Raw genomic sequence first — 16,885 nt, 5'->3', positions numbered from 1 at the left:
GGATGATGTAACGGTTCGGGTGCGCACGCTCCCAGCTGGGCGTCGTGTTCGTGGAATAGCGCGAATGCACCAGCGCCAGCGACGTTTCCACCGCGGCGTCGTTCAGGTCGATGAAGAAGCGGCGCATCTGCGTGGCCACCAGCATGCCCTTGTACACGATGGTGCGGCTGGACATGGAGCACACGTAGAAGATCTTGCCCGCAAGCGCCGGGCTGGCGTCCGCGGCGCGCTCGATGGTGCGGCGGCACACGTACAGCTTGCGCTCGAAGTCCTGACCTGCGTCAACGTCTGCCGGGCGGCGCAGGAACGCCTGCATGATGGTGGGCATGCACGCCTGCGCGGTTTGCCCCAGGTCATGCGGATCCACCGGCACCTCGCGCCAGAACATCAGCGGGATGCCGCACTTCGCGCACCCCTCCTCGAACACGCGCTTCGCATCGCGGACGCCCGTGGGGTCGTCGTGTGGGAAGAACAGCATGGCCACGCCGTAATCGCCCTCGTCGGGCAAAAGCTGGCCTTCCTTCTGGGCTTCCTTGCGAAAGAAGCGGTGCGGAATCTGGAACAGCACGCCCGCGCCGTCGCCGGTGTTGCGCTCCAGGCCCGTGCCGCCGCGGTGCTCCAGGTTCACCAGCACCGACAGCGCGTCATCGAGCATGGCATGACTGCGCACGCCCTTGAGGTGCGCCAGCGCGCCGATGCCGCACGCATCGTGCTCGTAGGAGCTGCGGTACAGGCCCCTCTCACGGCAAGTAGCGGCCTTCACCGCCGCGCCACGCGCCTGACCAGGGATAACATTCGCGCATTGCGCGCCAATGCCAGCAGCAGCCGCACCGGTTCGGCGGGCGTCTACGGCGGTTTCGGTAAGTTCAGCGTTCATATGCGGTCCTTCGTCTGCAATCTCACGACCGCCCGAACGTCAGGACGGCCCGCTCACTATGGTGCAGGCCACGTGTTACAGGACCGTTTCCGCCCCGCCGCTTAACCAGCCGGAAACAGAAACGTTCGCGTTCCGAAACATGGGGAAACAAATGGTGTTCTCGACCCACCTCCCGCGCAACACCGCACGACACCGGAAGCGCCACGCCAGCGCCACCGCTCGCCCGCCGTCTCGATATCCCTCAAACGCGAATATTGACACAATTACGCACCGTTTTATCATGAGTTTCGGCTGAGGCTTCAAGGCTTGACGAGTGCCCTTACGAAGCCATTTCTGCTCAGCTTCCGGCGCCTTTGCGCGCCAGTTTCTTCGCCGCTCCCAGCGCGGCACATCTCTACTTTCAAACAAACGAATACAACAGAAACGAGGGATTCATGGCAACAGAAACCAAGGATGTCACCTGCGGTTTTTGCCAAGGTGGCTGCCAAGTTACCATCACGCTTGAGGATGGCGTGCTCACCGCCGTTAAGCCGAACAGCCAATCGCCGCGCGCTCGCCTGTGCCCGCGCGGCGCGCTGGTACCGAAATTCATTTATGGCGAACAACGTGTGAAAACGCCCCTTATTCGCAACGGCGTCCGCGGCATGGGCGAGCTGCGCGAAGCAACATGGGATGAGGCGCTTGACCATGCCGCGAATCTCATCAAAGAAGCAACGCAACGCCACGGCGCCCGCGCCATGGCATCATATTTCGGCCGCGGCGTGCTGTTCAGCCCGGTCATGGGCATGTCGTCGGGACCTGAAGCATTCCTGCGCAACATCGGCTCGCCGAACGACTGCAACTGCGGCTCAATCTGCAACCTGGTATCAAGCACCATTGCTCCGGCGCTCACGCTTGGCGTGCCGACGATGAAGCAGATTCAAGACGTTCCCAACAGCGACCTCGTCATCTCATGGGGCAAAAACTCCGCTACCGATGATGGCCCCCAGGTCATGCTCGCGCAGATTCAACAAGCGCAGGCGCGCGGCGCAAAACTCATCGTCATCGACCCGCGCCTTGAGGGCTTGGGGCAGATCGCGGACTGGTGGATTCCCATTCTGCCCGGTACCGACGGCGCGCTGGCGCTTGCCATGTGCAAAATCATCGTGGAAGAAAACCGCTACGACACCGAATTTGTGCGCAACTGGACACAAGGCTTCGAAGAGTTCGCCGCCTACCTGGCAACGCTTGAGCTCGAAAAGCTCGGCACCATCTGCGGCGTCCCCGTTGCCGATATTCGTAAGCTCACCGATGAGTTCTGCGGCACGCAGAAGGCATCGCTGGTGTCCTATACCGGCCTGGAATACGCCTTGTCGGCCGTGCAAAACATTCGCGCGCAATACGTGCTGTGGGCCATCACCGGAAAGCTCGACGTCGAAGGCGGCATCTACCTAAACGCTTGGGGCCAGCCGACGCAACCCGTTCACCCTGTTCCCGAAGAGAACACGCCTTTAGGCGCAGCGAAATACCCGCTGTACTTCGGACTTGCAGGCATGGCGCTATTCGGGCAGTTCCCGCACGCCGTGCTTGACGACGACCCCTACCCCGTACGCGGTCTTCTTGTCGTAGGCGGATCGCCTGCGGTTTCGTTCCCTGACAGCAATACGTGGCGCGCTGCTTACGAACGCCTGGAATGTCTGATCGTAGTCGACCGCTTCTATAGCGAAGAGATGCGCTACGCCGATGTAGTGCTGCCGGCCAAAACGCTCTATGAAATGATTCGCGTGCAACCCACCCCCGAGGGGCCCGTGCTCACCAATCCCGCTATCGAAACCATAGGCCAAGCACGCGACGAATCGATAATCTTAGGCCAGCTAGCCGACCGCCTTGGCTTCGGCGACAAATACCCCCGCAACGAAGACGAACTGCGTTCGTGGCTTGTTGCCGCGCAACGCCCATTCGTGGCACCGCTCAAAGCAGCAACGCCACCGGCGCGCGCATACAAGAAATACGCAACCGGTCAGCTTCGCGCGGACGGGAAACCTGGCTTCCCCACGCCGTCAGGCAAGTTTGAAATCCGCTCGACCACGCTTGAGCAATTTGGCTATACGCCCTATCCGCATTTTGAAGATGTGCGCGACCTGCCGGGCTTCGGCGCTGATGAGTGGCCGCTGCTAATGACCACCGGTGCACGCAGCAATAAACGCATGGGCGGCTTAGGCGCGAACCTTGCCCCCATCGGAGAAGGCATCGACCCGAAACCGCTTGTTGACATAAACGAGGCCGATGCCTCAACAGCGGGAATCGCAGACGGCGATGCTATTGTAGTCGAAACGCCGTTTGGCCAGGCGCCCTTCTACGCGCACATCGGCGGCGCTGCCCAAGGCGCCATCCACGTCCCGCACGGCGGCGGCAGCACCTACATGCCGCAGCCGTGGCGCGAAGGCAACGCGAACTGTCTCACCAGCCTGGAATTCTGCGACAGCATCGCCGGCTTCCCCATGTTGAAATCCGTCCCCTGTAGAATTCGCAAGGCATAGCAACCCCCATAAACCACGCAGGCTGAACAGCAAAGCGGGCCATCGGTACATAGCCGATGGCCCGCTGCTTTTACGCTATCCATATCGCCAAGTCAAGCGTTCGCCAGTACGCTTTCGAAGTGTTCGCAGACAACCTTCGATGCAACACCAGGCAATTAAGGGAGCAAAGCGCCTACCGCAAGCTTTCGCACATCTCGTTAAAGGTCAGCAGCCCCATATCGCCGCGCTGCGCAGCATATTCCCGGCAACCTGACGTGAAGCCCGACTTCGAGAACAACACGTAGCGCTTGGTCCCGTAGCGGAACAGTTCGCTTCTGAACACCAACTTTTCGGCAACATCCGCACCCGTAGGCTCGTTGCGCCACTTGCATTCCGCGAACAGGGCGTTGCCTTCATCGTCGTCGACAACGATGTCGATTTCCTCCTGCGACTTCGTCCTGTTGTCGTTGCCCCACCAGCGGCCCATGTTCACCGGCAGCACATCGCACCGCCCCACCTTCGCCTGCGCATACAGATACTGCATGCATACATCCTCGAACACGCCTCCCATGAAATCGGCAATGTGCGGCTCCATCCGCTCGTAGACGACATCTGCCATCCCGTTCGCGATCAGCGACATATAGCGCGGCACGAACCGATACCAGAAACGGAACATCGAATCTGCAAGCGCGTAAATCGACTTCCTACTCGATGCCTCTTTAAACGGCGCCTCGCGCTTCACGATTCCCAAGCTTTCAAGCTTGCGCAAGTACGTGCGCGTGTTGCTTTCGGGAATCTTTGCGGTTGTCGCAATCTCGTTCAAACGAGATTTTCCCGATGCGATGGCCTGGATAATCGCATCGTACTGCTCGGGCGAACGGCATTCTTGCAGCAACAGGTTCCCCGGCTCTTCGAACAGGTAGCCATCCGGCGACAAGAACAACTTCTTGATGCTATCGCGCACGCTGTCGCGCGGATCGATCTTCTCGACATAAGCAGGAATACCGCCAGTGCAACCATACAGCACCGCCGCATTTTCCGGATTCATGCCCGGCCAGCAGAACAATGTCGTGAAGAAGTCGAATGGCTCAACCTTCAACTGTGCTGTACGTCTTCCGTACAACGGGCTTTCATACCCAAGAACCTGCTCTTCCATGAACGAAAGCGACGACCCGCACAACACGAGCATCAACTTCGTACCGTCCTTGAGCATATGATCGATCTTATCTTGCAAAAGCGAAGAAATCTCGGGGAACGAGTACGCCAAATAGGGGTACTCGTCGATAACGAACACCAGGCGCTCATCCCGAGACAATCGAGCAAGCGCATCGATGGCCTCGTCGAACGAGCCAAACGACCCCATGGGGGCACCAGCGGCAAATGCGGTGATTGCATCGCTAGCCAACGCAAGGTTCGCTTCGGCATTCGTGCGGCGAGCCTGCACGTAGATAGCGCGCTTATCCTTCACGAATTCGGAAATCAGACGAGTTTTGCCGACACGACGCCTTCCGTAAATGACGGGCATCTCGAATGAGCCCGAATCATGCAACCTGTTCAACACCCCAAGTTCGTGCTCGCGTCCTACGAACATGCTCGGCCCCTTTCTTATAGCTACATATATTATAGCAACGTATAATATATGTAGCTATAAGAAATAGTTTCGCTACGATGCGTCAGGCAGGCAAAGGACCACACCATCCGCTAGCCAATCACGAAGAGCATGGCTCTTACCCCCGAAATGAAAGCACCGTCGTCGATTTCGATGCCAATATGCTGCGAAATCGACGACGGCACATCAGAAATACCAGAGCACACGCCTACCCCCGAAACACGGCCCTTACCAGGTATTCCACGTTGCCTTGGGTGCCGGTGATGGGGCTTTCCACCACGCCGGTGGGCGTGAAGCCCGCCGCATCAAGCGCATCGCGCACCTCTTGCACGGTGCGTTGGCGCACGGACTCATCGCGCACGATGCCGTGATCGGTTTCGTCGTGCTGGCTTTCGAACTGGGGCTTCACCAGGCCTATGAAGATAGTGCCCGCGGAAGCGAAGCGCGCAAACACCGGCGCCAATGCCGCTAAACCGATGAAGCTCAAGTCCGCCACCAGCACATCGAACGGCGCGCCCAGCTCGGCCGGGTCGGCCAGCTTGATGTTCGTACGCTCGAACACCGTCACGCGCGAATCCTGGCGCAGCTTCCACGCCAACTGCCCATAGTTCACGTCCACGCACGCCACGCTTGCCGCGCCCGCCTGCAACAGGCAGTCGGAAAACCCGCCCGTTGAGCTGCCGATATCCATGCAGCGCATGCCCGAAACATCCTGTTCGAACGCATCAAGCGCACCCTGCAGCTTATGTCCGCCGCGCGACACGAACTGTTTTCGGCCCTTCACCACGATGTCGGCATCTGGCGCCACCTTGATGGCAGCGCTGGTGACGTACACGTCGTCAACCTTCACCTCGTGCGCCAAAACGGCACGCAAAACGGTGCCGACGTCAGGGAACGTGCCCTGCTCCACCAGCAACTCGTCCAACCGAATCTTTTTCGCTTTCTTAACCATGCCGCCCATTATAGCGAAAGCCACCAGCCAAAGCCGACCCAAACGGACGCCCGAACGTACGCCCAGCAGCTCAGCACTAGCACAAGACGTCCAACGGAAAGATGCTCGGCCCAGTTCGACGACCAGTCAAATGACCTTGGCCACCCTGCGCACACAGCCGCATCGATATTCCCAAAAGGCAAAAAGGCGCCGCCGGCTCAAAACCGGCGGCGCCTTCGTTTGGCGTTCCCTATTTGCGCGCTATTCCTGCGGGAGCAGCAGCTGGGCAATCTGCACGGCGTTCAGTGCGGCGCCCTTGCGAATCTGGTCGGCAACTACCCACATGGCCAGGCCGTGCTTGACCGTGGGGTCGCGGCGGATGCGGCCGACGTACGTGTCGTTCGTGCCGGCAAGCAGGCCCGGCATGGGGTACACGTTGTTCGCAGGGTCGTCCATAACGGTGACGCCCGGCGCGGCGGCCAGCGCCTCGCGAGCATCCGCGGGCGGCACGTCGCCGACGAACTCGACGTTGATGGACTCGCCGTGGCAGCGCAGCACGGGCACGCGCACGCAGGTGGCGGCAACCTGAATGTTGTCGTCGCCCATGATCTTCTTCGTTTCCACGACCATCTTCCACTCTTCCTTCGTGGAATCATCGTCCAGGAACACGTCGATGTGCGGGATGGTGTTGAACGCGATGCGATGCGCAAACGCGCTGATGGTCAGCTCGTCCTCGGGCTTACCGTCCAGGAACTCGCGCGTCTGGTCGTACAGCTCGGCCATGGCCGGCGCACCGGCGCCGGATGCGGCCTGGTACGTGGACACCACCACGCGGCTGATGCGCGCCAGGTTGTACAGCGGCTTTAGGGCCACCACCATCTGGATGGTGGAGCAGTTCGGGTTGGCGATAACGCCGTTGTGCCAGCTCACGTCGCCGGGGTTCACCTCGGGCACCACCAGCGGCACGTCCTCTTCCATGCGGAACGCGCTGGAGTTGTCGATCATGACGGCGCCGTGGGCCACCACGGCCTCGCGCATGGCCTTCGACACGGAAGCGCCAGCGGAGAACAGCGCGATGTCAACGCCCTCGAACGAATCAGGCGTCATTTCCTGCACGGTCAGCTCGCCCGCAGGCACCTGGCCGCAGCCCTCGAACGGAAGCTTCTTACCGGCAGAACGAGCGGAAGCCAGCGCGATAACCTTCGACGCAGGAAAATCCAGGTCATGAAGCACCTTCAGAAACTCGTTGCCCACAGCGCCCGTAGCACCGCAAACCGCAACCACCGGATGAGCCGGCATTACCTTCGTCCAAGCCATAAGTTCTCCTATCGTCCCTTATTCATTTTGGCGGCGATTTCTTCCGCGGACAGCTGGGTTTCCTCGAACACGCTGTCGGAGTCCAAGCCAAACGCCGTGTGTAGGCAACGCACGGCCTGCGCGGTTTGCGCGCCGTCCACCACGACGGACAGGCGAATGGGCGACGTGGAAATAGCCAGGATGTTGATGTTGTTCTCACCGAGCGTTTGGAACGCCTTCGCGGCGATGCCCGGGCTCGACTTCATGCCGGTGCCAACCAGGCTGACCTTCGCGATGTCCTCGTCCACCACGCACTCGCGCGCGTTGATGTCGGGCAGGATGCGCTCCACCGTTTCGCAGGCGCGCTTCTTGTCGGCGCCGGGGCACGTGAAGCTGATGTCGGTGATGCCGTCTTCGGACACGTTCTGGATGATCATGTCCACGCTCACCTGGTTGCCCGCCAGCGCGCTGAACAGCTTCGCTGCCACGCCGGACATGTCGGGCACGCCGCGGATGGTCACCTTCACTTCCGAGGTGTCGTGTGCGATGCCGGTGATGACAGCTTCCTCCATCATGTCGGTTTCCTCCTTGACGTAGGTGCCCTCGGCGTCGGAAAACGCCGAACGGGAATGGATGACCACGTGGTACTTGCGGGCGAACTCGACGGCGCGCATCTGCAGCACGCCGGCGCCGGAGCCGGAAAGCTCCAGCATGTCATCGTAGTTGATGACGTCGAGCTTCTTCGCGCGCGGGCAAATGCGCGGGTCGGCGGTATACACGCCGTCCACGTCGGAATAAATCTCGCACACGTCGGCGTTCAGACCGTGCGCCACGGCAACGGCCGTGGTGTCCGAGCCGCCGCGGCCAAGCGTGGTGATGTCGCCCTCGGCGTCGACGCCTTGGAAGCCCGCCACCACGGCGATGGCGCCGCGCTCAAGCGCATCGCGCACGCGCTCGCTGTGCACCATGACGATCTTCGCCTTGTTGTGAATCTTGTCGGTTTCGATGCCGGCTTGACGGCCGGTGAAGCTCATGGCCTTGTAGCCGCGCGCTTCGATGGCCATGGCCAGAAGCGACATGGACACCTGCTCGCCCGTAGACAGTAGACGGTCCATCTCGCGCGCCGGCGGATTGTCGTTGAGCGCGGCAGCCAGGCCCACCAGCTCGTCGGTGGTTTTGCCCATGGCAGACACCACGGCCACCACGTCGTGGCCGGCCTGCTTCTTCGCGATCAGCTTCTTCGCAACCATTTGGATGCGCTCGGGGCTTGCAACGGACGTGCCCCCGAATTTGCATACGATAAGCGACATGCGTTTCCTCTTTGGACGGTTATCAGTCGTTTGTCACTATAGCAAACAACCCCGCATCCACCTTGTTGAACAGTGGTTACGAGGTTGTTTTTTCACAGCGAACGTACGCGTTAGCCAACGGTTCGCGCCGCGGTCGAACACGCATGGCGCACGCAGGCGCATCAAGTGTCTGAAACGCAGTGGCCTGCAGGGCTTTTCGCGCCCGAGCGCAAGCCCGCAAGCGCCGCCTGCGCCGCGCTACGAGAACAGCACGAACGTGACCAAGAATGCCGCCGACACGATCCACATAAGCGGCTTGATGTCGCGCCAATGGCCCTGCGTGACCTTCACCACCACGTACGTGATGAAGCCGAAGCCGATGCCGTTGGTGATGGAGTACGTGAACGGGATGCCCATGATGGTGACGAACGCCGGGATGGCGGCCTCAAGGCTGCCCCAGTCGATCTTGCCGATGTCGCTCATCATAAGGTAGCCCACGATCACCAGCGCGCCGCACGTGGCCGAGCTGGACACCATGCCGATGACGGGAGCCAGGAAAGCGCACACGAAAAACGCCAGCGCCACCACCAGGTTCGACACGCCCGTGCGCGCGCCCGCCGCCGCGCCCGACGTGGACTCGGCAAACGACGTAATGGAGCTTGCGCCTGCGAAGCCGCCGACAATGGCGCCCACGGAGTCTACCAGCAGAATCTCGCGCGTGTTCTTCACGTTGCCGTCCTCATCGACGAAGTCGCCCTGCTGGCCAACGGCCATCATGGTGCCCATGGTGTCGAAGAAGTCGCTCATGAGCAGGCTGAACACGAACATAAGCAGCACGGGCTGCACAAACACCTGCGCAATGGCAATGCCGCCGCCGTCGGGCAGCTGCTGGAACGGTGCGCACAGCGCGCTGAAGTCGGGAATGAAGTCGAATTCGGTGGGCAGCGCCGTGACGCCAAGCGGAATGCCCACGACGGTGGCCACGATGATGGAGATGAGCAGGCCGCCTTTCGTGCCGCGCACCGTCAATATGATGGCAAGCGCAATGGACACGATGGCCACGATGGCCTCGGGCGACGTCAAGCTGCCCATGGTGATAAGCGTGGAGGAATCGGCCGCCAGGATGCCGCCGCCCTTCAGGCCGATGAACGCCACGAACAGGCCGATGCCGATGCCGATGGCCTGGCGCAACGCCACGGGAATGGCGTCCATAACCGCTTCGCGCAAGCCCATGAGCACGAGCACCATGATGATGACGCCTTCCAGGAACACCACGCCCATGGCAATGCGCCAGTCAAGCCCCATCGAACCGCACAGCGTGTAGGCCACGATGGCGTTGATGCCCATGCCCGACGCCAGCGCGATAGGCCGGTTCGCGATAAGGCCCATGGCCGCCGTCATGATAGCCGCGCCGAAGCACGTGGCGGTAAGCGCCGCGTTGAACGGGATGCCCGCCGCCTCCATCATGGCAGGGTTCACCGCCACGATGTATGCCATGGTCAGGAAGGTGGTAAGGCCCGCCATCACTTCCGTGCCCAGCGAGCTGCCGCGCTCGCTTACCTTGAAGAAACGCTCGATAACCGCTTCCATGCCGCCCCTTCTCCTCATGCCCGTCCGCATCCGGGCAGGATGCGGCGCGCCCGTTGCGGCCGCATGGCCCGCGCCCGCATTTCCGTTAGCGTTCACTTGCGCGCTCGGGCACCCCGCAGGATGCGCGACCGCGCGAAAAAACGCACCTTGCAGAGTATCACACGCAGCATACGCCGCGCGATAGCGCGGCGCGCAAGCGTGGCGAACGCAAGCGCGAACAAGACCGGTTCGCACAGCAGCAGGCGGACAATGAGACGAGCAGCCCATCCGGAAGCAACGCCAGCCCCACCCCGCCTCGCCCTACCCGCCCCCAAACGCAAAGCGAGGGGCAGGCCGCCTGGCCCGCCCCTCGCCGGGAAATGCAATTCGCTGTTTGCCGCTACACGTTCTTCAGCATGATGGTGCTCATGACGTCGGACGCGCGCTCGCACGCATCGCAGCATGCCTCCATGCTGTCGAACAGCTTCGACCACACCAGCACGCGCATGGGATTCTCGCGATCCTCCACGTGCAGCTGGCGGATGACCTTGATGTAAAGCTGGTCGGCCTGCTCTTCGTGGTCGTGCACCTTCACGATCAGGCTTTTGAAGTTCTTCGACTTCTTGAAGTTGCGGAAGTCGCACATGGCGTCGTCAAGCGCCTCGCAGCTGCCCTTGATGAGCTTCGCGAACTCGATGGCCTGCGGATGCATGAAGTGGATGTCGTACATATAGAAGTGCTGCATGACGTCTTCGATGTCGTCGACGATATCGTCGAGCGCTTGCGACATCTCGATGATGTCCTCACGGTCGACCGGCGTGATGAAGTCGGTGGCAACCGTCTTGAAGATCTCGTGGTTGATGAGGTCGCCCTCGTGCTCAAGCTCGTGCGCCTTCTGCATGTTGTCATGCAACGCGGACGCTTCCGTGAACTGTTCGATCGTTTCGACCAGCAGCTTAGCCTCAGCCACGGCCAGCTTCGAGTGCTTCTCGAACGCGTCAAAATAATCGAACTTGTGCTTCTTACCCATTGGGTCTCCTTTTGAGAACAAGTGCACTGCACGCTTCCACACGCGGGTTCCCAGTGTAACGCATGTTGACGTGGGGAAAACGCGAAATCGACCGCTTGCCCACGATTCACGACATCCGTAAACATCCCGTAATCTTAAGCGGGCGCTCAATGCAACGAACGGCGCATTGACGTTGGGTTTCACGCGCGGGCAGCATGCACGGCGCCCGCCGGGGCGCCCTTACGTTTCGCTTTCGGGGCGCGTGGGCTGGTCGTCGCTTTCGGGATAGTAGACGTTCTCGCCATCGGTGCTGGTGACGCCGCTTGGCACGCTAACGGCGGCCATGCTGCCCGTATTCGAGGGGCTGCCGGAAGAAATCGGCGGCATGCTGCCCGTCACGCCCTTCGCCGTTACCGGCGGAATCTTGCCCGTCAGGCCCGTCGTCTGCGCCGCGCGGCTGGGACGACGGTGCGTGCGCACGCGCGACACCACGTGCTTGACGGGCTTGGCCACTGCTTGCGTGACGGCATCGGAGTAGTCGCGCGCCGGACGCGTGCGCCAGCCGAACTTCAGCGCCGCATAGCGAATACCCAGCACCAGCACCACGCACGTGATGGCCGCGTATTGGTCGAACAGGTGGTTCTGCTTCATAAGCGCGAACGCCAGCGCGCCGATAAGCGCCGCCGACACGTACACCGTGCCCGCCTGAAACGCCTCGGGCTCGCGGTTCATGCAGATGTCGCGCACGATACCGCCGCCGTTTGCCGTGATGGTGCCCAGGATAACGGCCGGCACGATGTCAAGCCCGGCCGACAGCGCCTTGCCCGTGCCGATAACGGCCCACAGCGCCACCGACAGGTTGTCCAGGAAGTCCACAAACGGGTCGAAGTACGTGATGAGCTTGCCGAAATAGAACACCGCCACGCCCGTGATGACGCATGCGATGATCAGATTCGGCTTCTGAAATGCGTAAATGCCGTAATCTTGCAGCAGGACGTCGCGCATGATGCCGCCCGCCAAGCCAACGACGATGGCAATGCAGCACACGCCGAAGATGTCGTAGCGGGCGCGCACGGCGCTTAACGCCCCGAACACGGCGCCGGCGATGGTAGCGGCAAGCTCGAGCCAATACGGGATAGCCAGAGCGGTTTCAAGCATGAAAGCCCTTTCGCCTTACTCGCGTTTACGGAAAGCTTCTGGCAGCGAAGCTAGTCGACCGCCAGGACCTGCGCCTGCGTAGGCTTGCCGGAAAAGTCCAGCTCACCGGTCAGTTCGCGCGTTTTCTCCACGGTATAGCCGGGCTGGTCGAACGCGGCGATAAGCGTTTTGGCCTTGCCCTGCGCCTGCTCGAACAGATCCCAGAAGCTGGTGGTGCGCACATCGCCGGTGAACGGGTTCGTCCAGGGGGCGCGCTCGTGGTTGGCGAACACGCTTTCGGTCGACTCGATGGCGCGGTGGCTCATGGATTGATAGAACGAATGCGGGCGCATCACGCGCTCCACGCGGCCGATGACATCGCGCTTCATGCCCGATGGCGAATAGAACAGCGCCTGCACGCGGCGGAAGCACCGCACGGACAGGTCGAACAGGTTCGACGGCACGATTTCGCCGTACACGTTCAGAGCCACATAGGCGTACATCTTCGACACGGCGCGCAGCACGAACGGGCTGGCGTGCAGAATCTCGCGCGAGGGGTTGAACGTGGCGATGGTGTCGCCGCGCTTGGTGAACAGCACCATCTCGTCGAATTCGCTTTCGATGACGCCGTGCACCTCGCTGCCGTCGTCACGCGTCAGGCCGGGCTCGCCGGCATCGCACAGGGCGTATTCGTTGCAGTACACCAGCGGGTGCATGGTGGAATCAAGCGCATAGTGGCACAGAAAGCCCAGCGCATAGGCGCGGCCAACGGCCTGCTCTTCCTCGTCAAGCACATCAAGCGATTCCTTGAACGCGGCCAAAAGCTCGGCGGGTTTCGACGAATGCATGGTGTTGCCCAGCTTGTGGTACTGGGTGATGCGCAGGCTTGCCACAGCGTAGAACAGCGGGTCGGGGCCCTGGTTTCCCAGCAAGAACGCGTCGGCTTCGTCGCGCGAGCCGCCAATGGTCTGAAACAGGCAATCGTAGACGTCGCGGCCGAAGAAATCGTGGGTGATGATCGCAGGCATTCCGTGTCCCCGTTTCTCGTGTGTCTGACATTCATTTTACGTGGATGATTATAGCCATCATATACAATGAGGTGCGCGTCGCGCCGCGGCGTTTAACGGACATGCACAAATCGGCGAAAGCCGACGCTGCTTCGCCGCCGCCTTCGCTTCGGTGCGCAAAGCGTGCAGCAAGAATAAGGAGCAACCATGGGATTCGGCCTTCGCAGCCTGTCGAAACGCGAGCGCAGCTGGGTGCTGTACGACGTGGGCAATTCCGCTTACGTTATGCTGTCGGCCACGTTGATTCCCATCTATTTCGCCGCCATTGCCGACCCGGGCTCTTCTGCGGTGGTGGCCTGGGGCTATGCAACCACCGTGGCCTCGCTGGTGCTGGCGCTGCTTATGCCGTTTTTAGGCAGCTTGGCCGACCTGAAGGGCAACAAGAAGAAGTTTTTGGCTGGCACCATCGGCACCGGCGCCGTGTCGCTTGCCGTTATGGGCGTACCCGACGACGCCATGGTGTTTTTGGTGCTGTACGTGTTCTCGTCGGTGATGCTGAACGCGTCCATGGTGTTTTACGATGCGTTTTTGGTGGACGCCACCGAGCAAGACCGCTACGACGAGGTGTCGTCGCAGGGCTATGCGTGGGGCTACATCGGGTCGTGCATCCCGTTCATCGCGTGCCTGGTCATCGTGCTGTTCGGCAGCTCGGTGGGCATCAACCAGCTTGACGGCATCCGCATCTCGTTTGTGATCACGGCCGCGTGGTGGGTGGCGTTTTCCGTGCCCATCTGGCGCGATGTGCACCAAACGCACTTCAAGCCGCGCGAGTCTCACCTGTTCCGCCGCACGCTCGCGGGCCTGGTGGGCACGTGCAAGAAGATTGCACACGACAAGCGCCTGCTCATGTACATGCTGGCGTTCTTCTTCTACATCGACGGCGTGCACACCATCATCACCATGTCCACCAGCTACGGCACCGATCTTGGCATCGATTCCACGCAGCTGGTGCTGGCGCTTTTGCTGACGCAGTTCGTGGCGTTTCCCTCCGCCATTGCCTATGGCCGCTTGGCCGGGCGCTTCGGCACGAAGAAGCTGCTGCTGGTGGCCGTGTTCGCGTATTTCTGCATCACGCTGTTCGCGGCGTTCTTCCTACGCTCGGCCGCTGAGTTCTGGGTGCTGGCCGTGTGCGTGGGCCTGTTCCAAGGCGGCATCCAAGCGCTGTCGCGCAGCGAGTTCGGCAAGCTTATCCCGAAGGAGCACGCGAACGAGTACTACGGCTTCTTCGACATCTTCGGCAAGTACGCCACCATCATGGGCACGCTGCTGGTAAGCGTGTTCACCCAGGTCACAGGCTCTAGCTCTTACGGCGTGCTCAGCGTGGCCGTGCTGTTCGTCATCGGCTTCGTGCTGCTGTGGAAGATGCCCGAAGGCGAAGCGGAGTAAAGAGTGGGACAAAGGGACTGTCTCTTTGTCCCACTAAATAGAAAGCGCGAAGCGCGCCACAAATTTTCGAAGGCGCGCCACCGTCGGAAAAGATGGTGGCGCGCCGTCGGCGCTTCTTTGTGCGGGTTGAGCTTTCGCTCGACCCTACGAATTTGACCTGGGCATTTTCCCAGTTGGAAATTTTAAACATCCCAGGTCCACCAAAGTCAGCGAGGGCGTCTGTGGTGCGTCGTCTTCGCGGGTTCGCGAAGGCGTCGCGTTCTTCGGTACGCAAGCATTCGGGAATGTGCGAAGACGGCGTGCCGCAGGCGGCCACAGCGTCGAGTAAATCCGTTTGCCGGCAGGCAAACGGAACCAACTATGCGTAGAACGCGAACACTCGGCGGCGTTCGCCGGCTATGGTGGTGAGGCTGCCGTGGCCGGGGAGGACTACGGTGTCATCGGGCAGCGCGGCCAGGCGTTTGAGCGACTTGCGCATGGCCGACATGCTGCCGCCCTCGAAGTCCGTGCGGCCGATGGAACCGCAGAACAGCGTGTCGCCTGCAATAAGCACGGGCTTCGCTTCCGGATGGTCGCCGAACTGCGGGTCCAGGAACAGGCACATGCTGCCTTCCGTGTGGCCAGGCGTCATGATGACCTTCCATGGCATGTTGCCGATCTTCAGCACGTCGCCGTGGTTCACGCGATGGTCGACCGGGCACGGCTCGAACGGACGCTCCATGCGCGACACGGGCTTTTTGCCCTCGATGGTGTCGGCATCGATGGCCGATGCGATGACGGTAGCGCCCGTGCGGCGGCGCAGCTCGGCCGCGGCGCCCACGTGGTCGAAATGGCGGTGCGTCAGCACAATGGCGTCCAGCTTGCGCCCGCCAAGCGCCTCCATGATCACGTCGGGCTTGCACGACGGGTCCACCACGATGGTAGACACCCCGTCCGTTACGAAGTACACGTTGTTCTCGATAGCGCCCAGCACCACGAACGACACGTCCACGCACGTTCCCTTAACCTTATAAGCCACGTTGTTCCCCTTTCCAGAGAAGCATCAAACAGCGTACACCCGCCGTTAGTTCGACGGCGCACCCACTTTCGGCACCATGCGGCGCGCATCGAACACGCCTTCAAGCCCCTTGAGCTTGCTTAAGATGATGTCGATGTGCGTGATGTCGCTGACCTGGAACAAAAATCGCATCTCCACCATGCCATCGCGATGCGACACCGTGTTCGACGACAGCACGTTCGCGCCCATGTCGGACAGCACGCCCACCACGTCGGACAGCAAGCGCAGGCGGTCGAGCGCCTCGATGTACACCTCCACCTTGAACGACGTGTTCTTCGGCAAATCGCTTTCCCAGCGCACCTTCATGATGCGCTCGGGCTGCGCCATCAGCTCCTTGGCGTTCGGGCAGTCGCGACGATGCACCGACACGCCGCGCCCGCGCGTGACGAAGCCGATGATCTCGTCGCCCGGCACGGGGTTGCAGCAGCGCGACAGGCGCACGAGCGCGCCCTCCACGCCTTCCACCACCACGCCGTTCGAGCTTTTCGTCTGCTGCTTCTTCGGCTTGTTCACCAGCGTGAGCATTGGCGGCAGCTTGCCCGTGGTCATGGCCTCGGCGGCAAGGTTCAGCGGGTCGGGCTGTTCGTCGGTTTTCTTGCCCAACTCGGTGAGCAGGCGGTTTGCCACCGACTGTACGCTTTCCTTGCTGGTGCCGATGTTCACCAGCATGTCGTCGGCGTCTTTGTAGCCCATGTGGTCGGCCACGGTGCGCAGCGCGCGCTCCGAGCGGGCGTTCGAGATGCCCAGCCCGTGCTTGCGCATTTCGCGGCCCAGCTTGTCGCGGCCGTTCAGCAGGTCGTCAGCACGGCTGACCTTACTGAAATACGAGCGGATCTTGTTGCGCGCCGACGGCGTTTTCACGATGTTCAGCCAGTCGCGGCTGGGGCTTGCCGACTTCTGCGTAAGGATTTCCACGCGGTCGCCCAGCTGCAGCTCGTAGGCCAGCGGCACAATGGCGCCGTTGACCTTCGCGCCCACGCAGTGGTTGCCCACCTCGGTGTGGATGGCGTAGGCGAAGTCCACAGGCGTGGAGCCGGCGCGCAGGCTCATGGCCTCGCCCTTCGGCGTGAACACGAACACCTCGGTAGGCGCCAGGTCCACCTTCAGGTCCTTCAGGAACTCGCGCGAATCGTGCGTCTCGTCCTGCCAGTCCACCATCT

General features: G+C 61.5%; 12 protein-coding genes and 1 pseudogene. 2 read left to right on the top strand and 11 right to left on the bottom strand.

What is annotated here, in order from left to right; translation table 11 throughout:
• A pseudogene (locus tag ACWI6D_RS07805) lies at positions 1 to 877 on the bottom strand (hypothetical protein); the annotation flags it as partial.
• A gap of 434 nt (positions 878 to 1,311) precedes the next feature.
• On the opposite strand from ACWI6D_RS07805, the gene ACWI6D_RS07800 reads away from it, so the two are divergent.
• Positions 1,312 to 3,396, top strand: coding sequence for a molybdopterin-containing oxidoreductase family protein (locus ACWI6D_RS07800; RefSeq protein ID WP_449134272.1), 2,085 nt, complete (start codon positions 1,312 to 1,314; stop codon positions 3,394 to 3,396).
• 172 nt (positions 3,397 to 3,568) lie between these two features.
• On the opposite strand, the gene ACWI6D_RS07795 is transcribed toward ACWI6D_RS07800, so the two are convergent.
• The 8 genes from ACWI6D_RS07795 to ACWI6D_RS07760 form a co-directional block, all read right to left on the bottom strand.
• Positions 3,569 to 4,966, bottom strand: a complete 1,398-nt coding sequence (locus ACWI6D_RS07795) for an ATP-binding protein (protein ID WP_449134271.1) — start codon at positions 4,964 to 4,966, stop codon at positions 3,569 to 3,571.
• 226 nt (positions 4,967 to 5,192) lie between these two features.
• Positions 5,193 to 5,936, bottom strand: coding sequence for a TlyA family RNA methyltransferase (locus ACWI6D_RS07790; protein WP_449134270.1), 744 nt, complete (start codon positions 5,934 to 5,936; stop codon positions 5,193 to 5,195).
• A 240-nt stretch (positions 5,937 to 6,176) separates the two neighbouring features.
• Positions 6,177 to 7,232: an aspartate-semialdehyde dehydrogenase gene (locus ACWI6D_RS07785; RefSeq protein ID WP_129423292.1), complete on the bottom strand. Its 1,056-nt coding sequence runs from the start codon at positions 7,230 to 7,232 to the stop codon at positions 6,177 to 6,179.
• An 8-nt stretch (positions 7,233 to 7,240) separates the two neighbouring features.
• Entirely contained in the window at positions 7,241 to 8,521 is a 1,281-nt protein-coding gene (locus ACWI6D_RS07780) for an aspartate kinase (RefSeq protein WP_129423293.1), read from the bottom strand.
• Between the two features lie 237 nt (positions 8,522 to 8,758).
• Entirely contained in the window at positions 8,759 to 10,090 is a 1,332-nt protein-coding gene (locus ACWI6D_RS07775; RefSeq protein ID WP_449134269.1) for an NCS2 family permease, read from the bottom strand.
• A gap of 379 nt (positions 10,091 to 10,469) precedes the next feature.
• A complete protein-coding gene (locus ACWI6D_RS07770) occupies positions 10,470 to 11,099 on the bottom strand; it encodes a DUF47 domain-containing protein (protein ID WP_129423295.1) in 630 nt (209 codons plus the stop codon).
• 219 nt (positions 11,100 to 11,318) lie between these two features.
• The gene (locus ACWI6D_RS07765) at positions 11,319 to 12,236 is read right to left on the bottom strand and encodes a trimeric intracellular cation channel family protein (RefSeq protein ID WP_449134268.1); all 918 of its coding nucleotides are present in this window, start codon (positions 12,234 to 12,236) and stop codon (positions 11,319 to 11,321) included.
• A 50-nt stretch (positions 12,237 to 12,286) separates the two neighbouring features.
• Positions 12,287 to 13,243 (bottom strand): zinc dependent phospholipase C family protein, encoded by a 957-nt coding sequence (locus ACWI6D_RS07760; RefSeq protein ID WP_449134267.1) that lies wholly within the window; start codon positions 13,241 to 13,243, stop codon positions 12,287 to 12,289.
• A 186-nt stretch (positions 13,244 to 13,429) separates the two neighbouring features.
• Between ACWI6D_RS07760 and ACWI6D_RS07755 the strand changes: the two genes are divergently transcribed.
• Positions 13,430 to 14,668 carry an MFS transporter gene (locus ACWI6D_RS07755; RefSeq protein ID WP_449134266.1) on the top strand — a complete coding sequence of 413 codons (1,239 nt, stop codon included), beginning with the start codon at positions 13,430 to 13,432 and terminating at the stop codon, positions 14,666 to 14,668.
• Positions 14,669 to 15,026: 358 nt separating this feature from the next.
• Here ACWI6D_RS07755 and ACWI6D_RS07750 read toward each other — a convergent pair whose 3' ends face one another.
• Together ACWI6D_RS07750 and ACWI6D_RS07745 are read right to left on the bottom strand one after the other, a co-directional pair.
• The gene (locus tag ACWI6D_RS07750; RefSeq protein ID WP_449134265.1) at positions 15,027 to 15,686 is read right to left on the bottom strand and encodes an MBL fold metallo-hydrolase; all 660 of its coding nucleotides are present in this window, start codon (positions 15,684 to 15,686) and stop codon (positions 15,027 to 15,029) included.
• 45 nt (positions 15,687 to 15,731) lie between these two features.
• A partial coding sequence (locus ACWI6D_RS07745) for a TGS domain-containing protein (protein ID WP_449134264.1) occupies positions 15,732 to 16,885 on the bottom strand: 1,154 nt, incomplete at its 5' end.

This window comes from Senegalimassilia sp., assembly GCF_977052095.1.
This window is presented reverse-complemented; position numbering and strand designations above follow the sequence as displayed.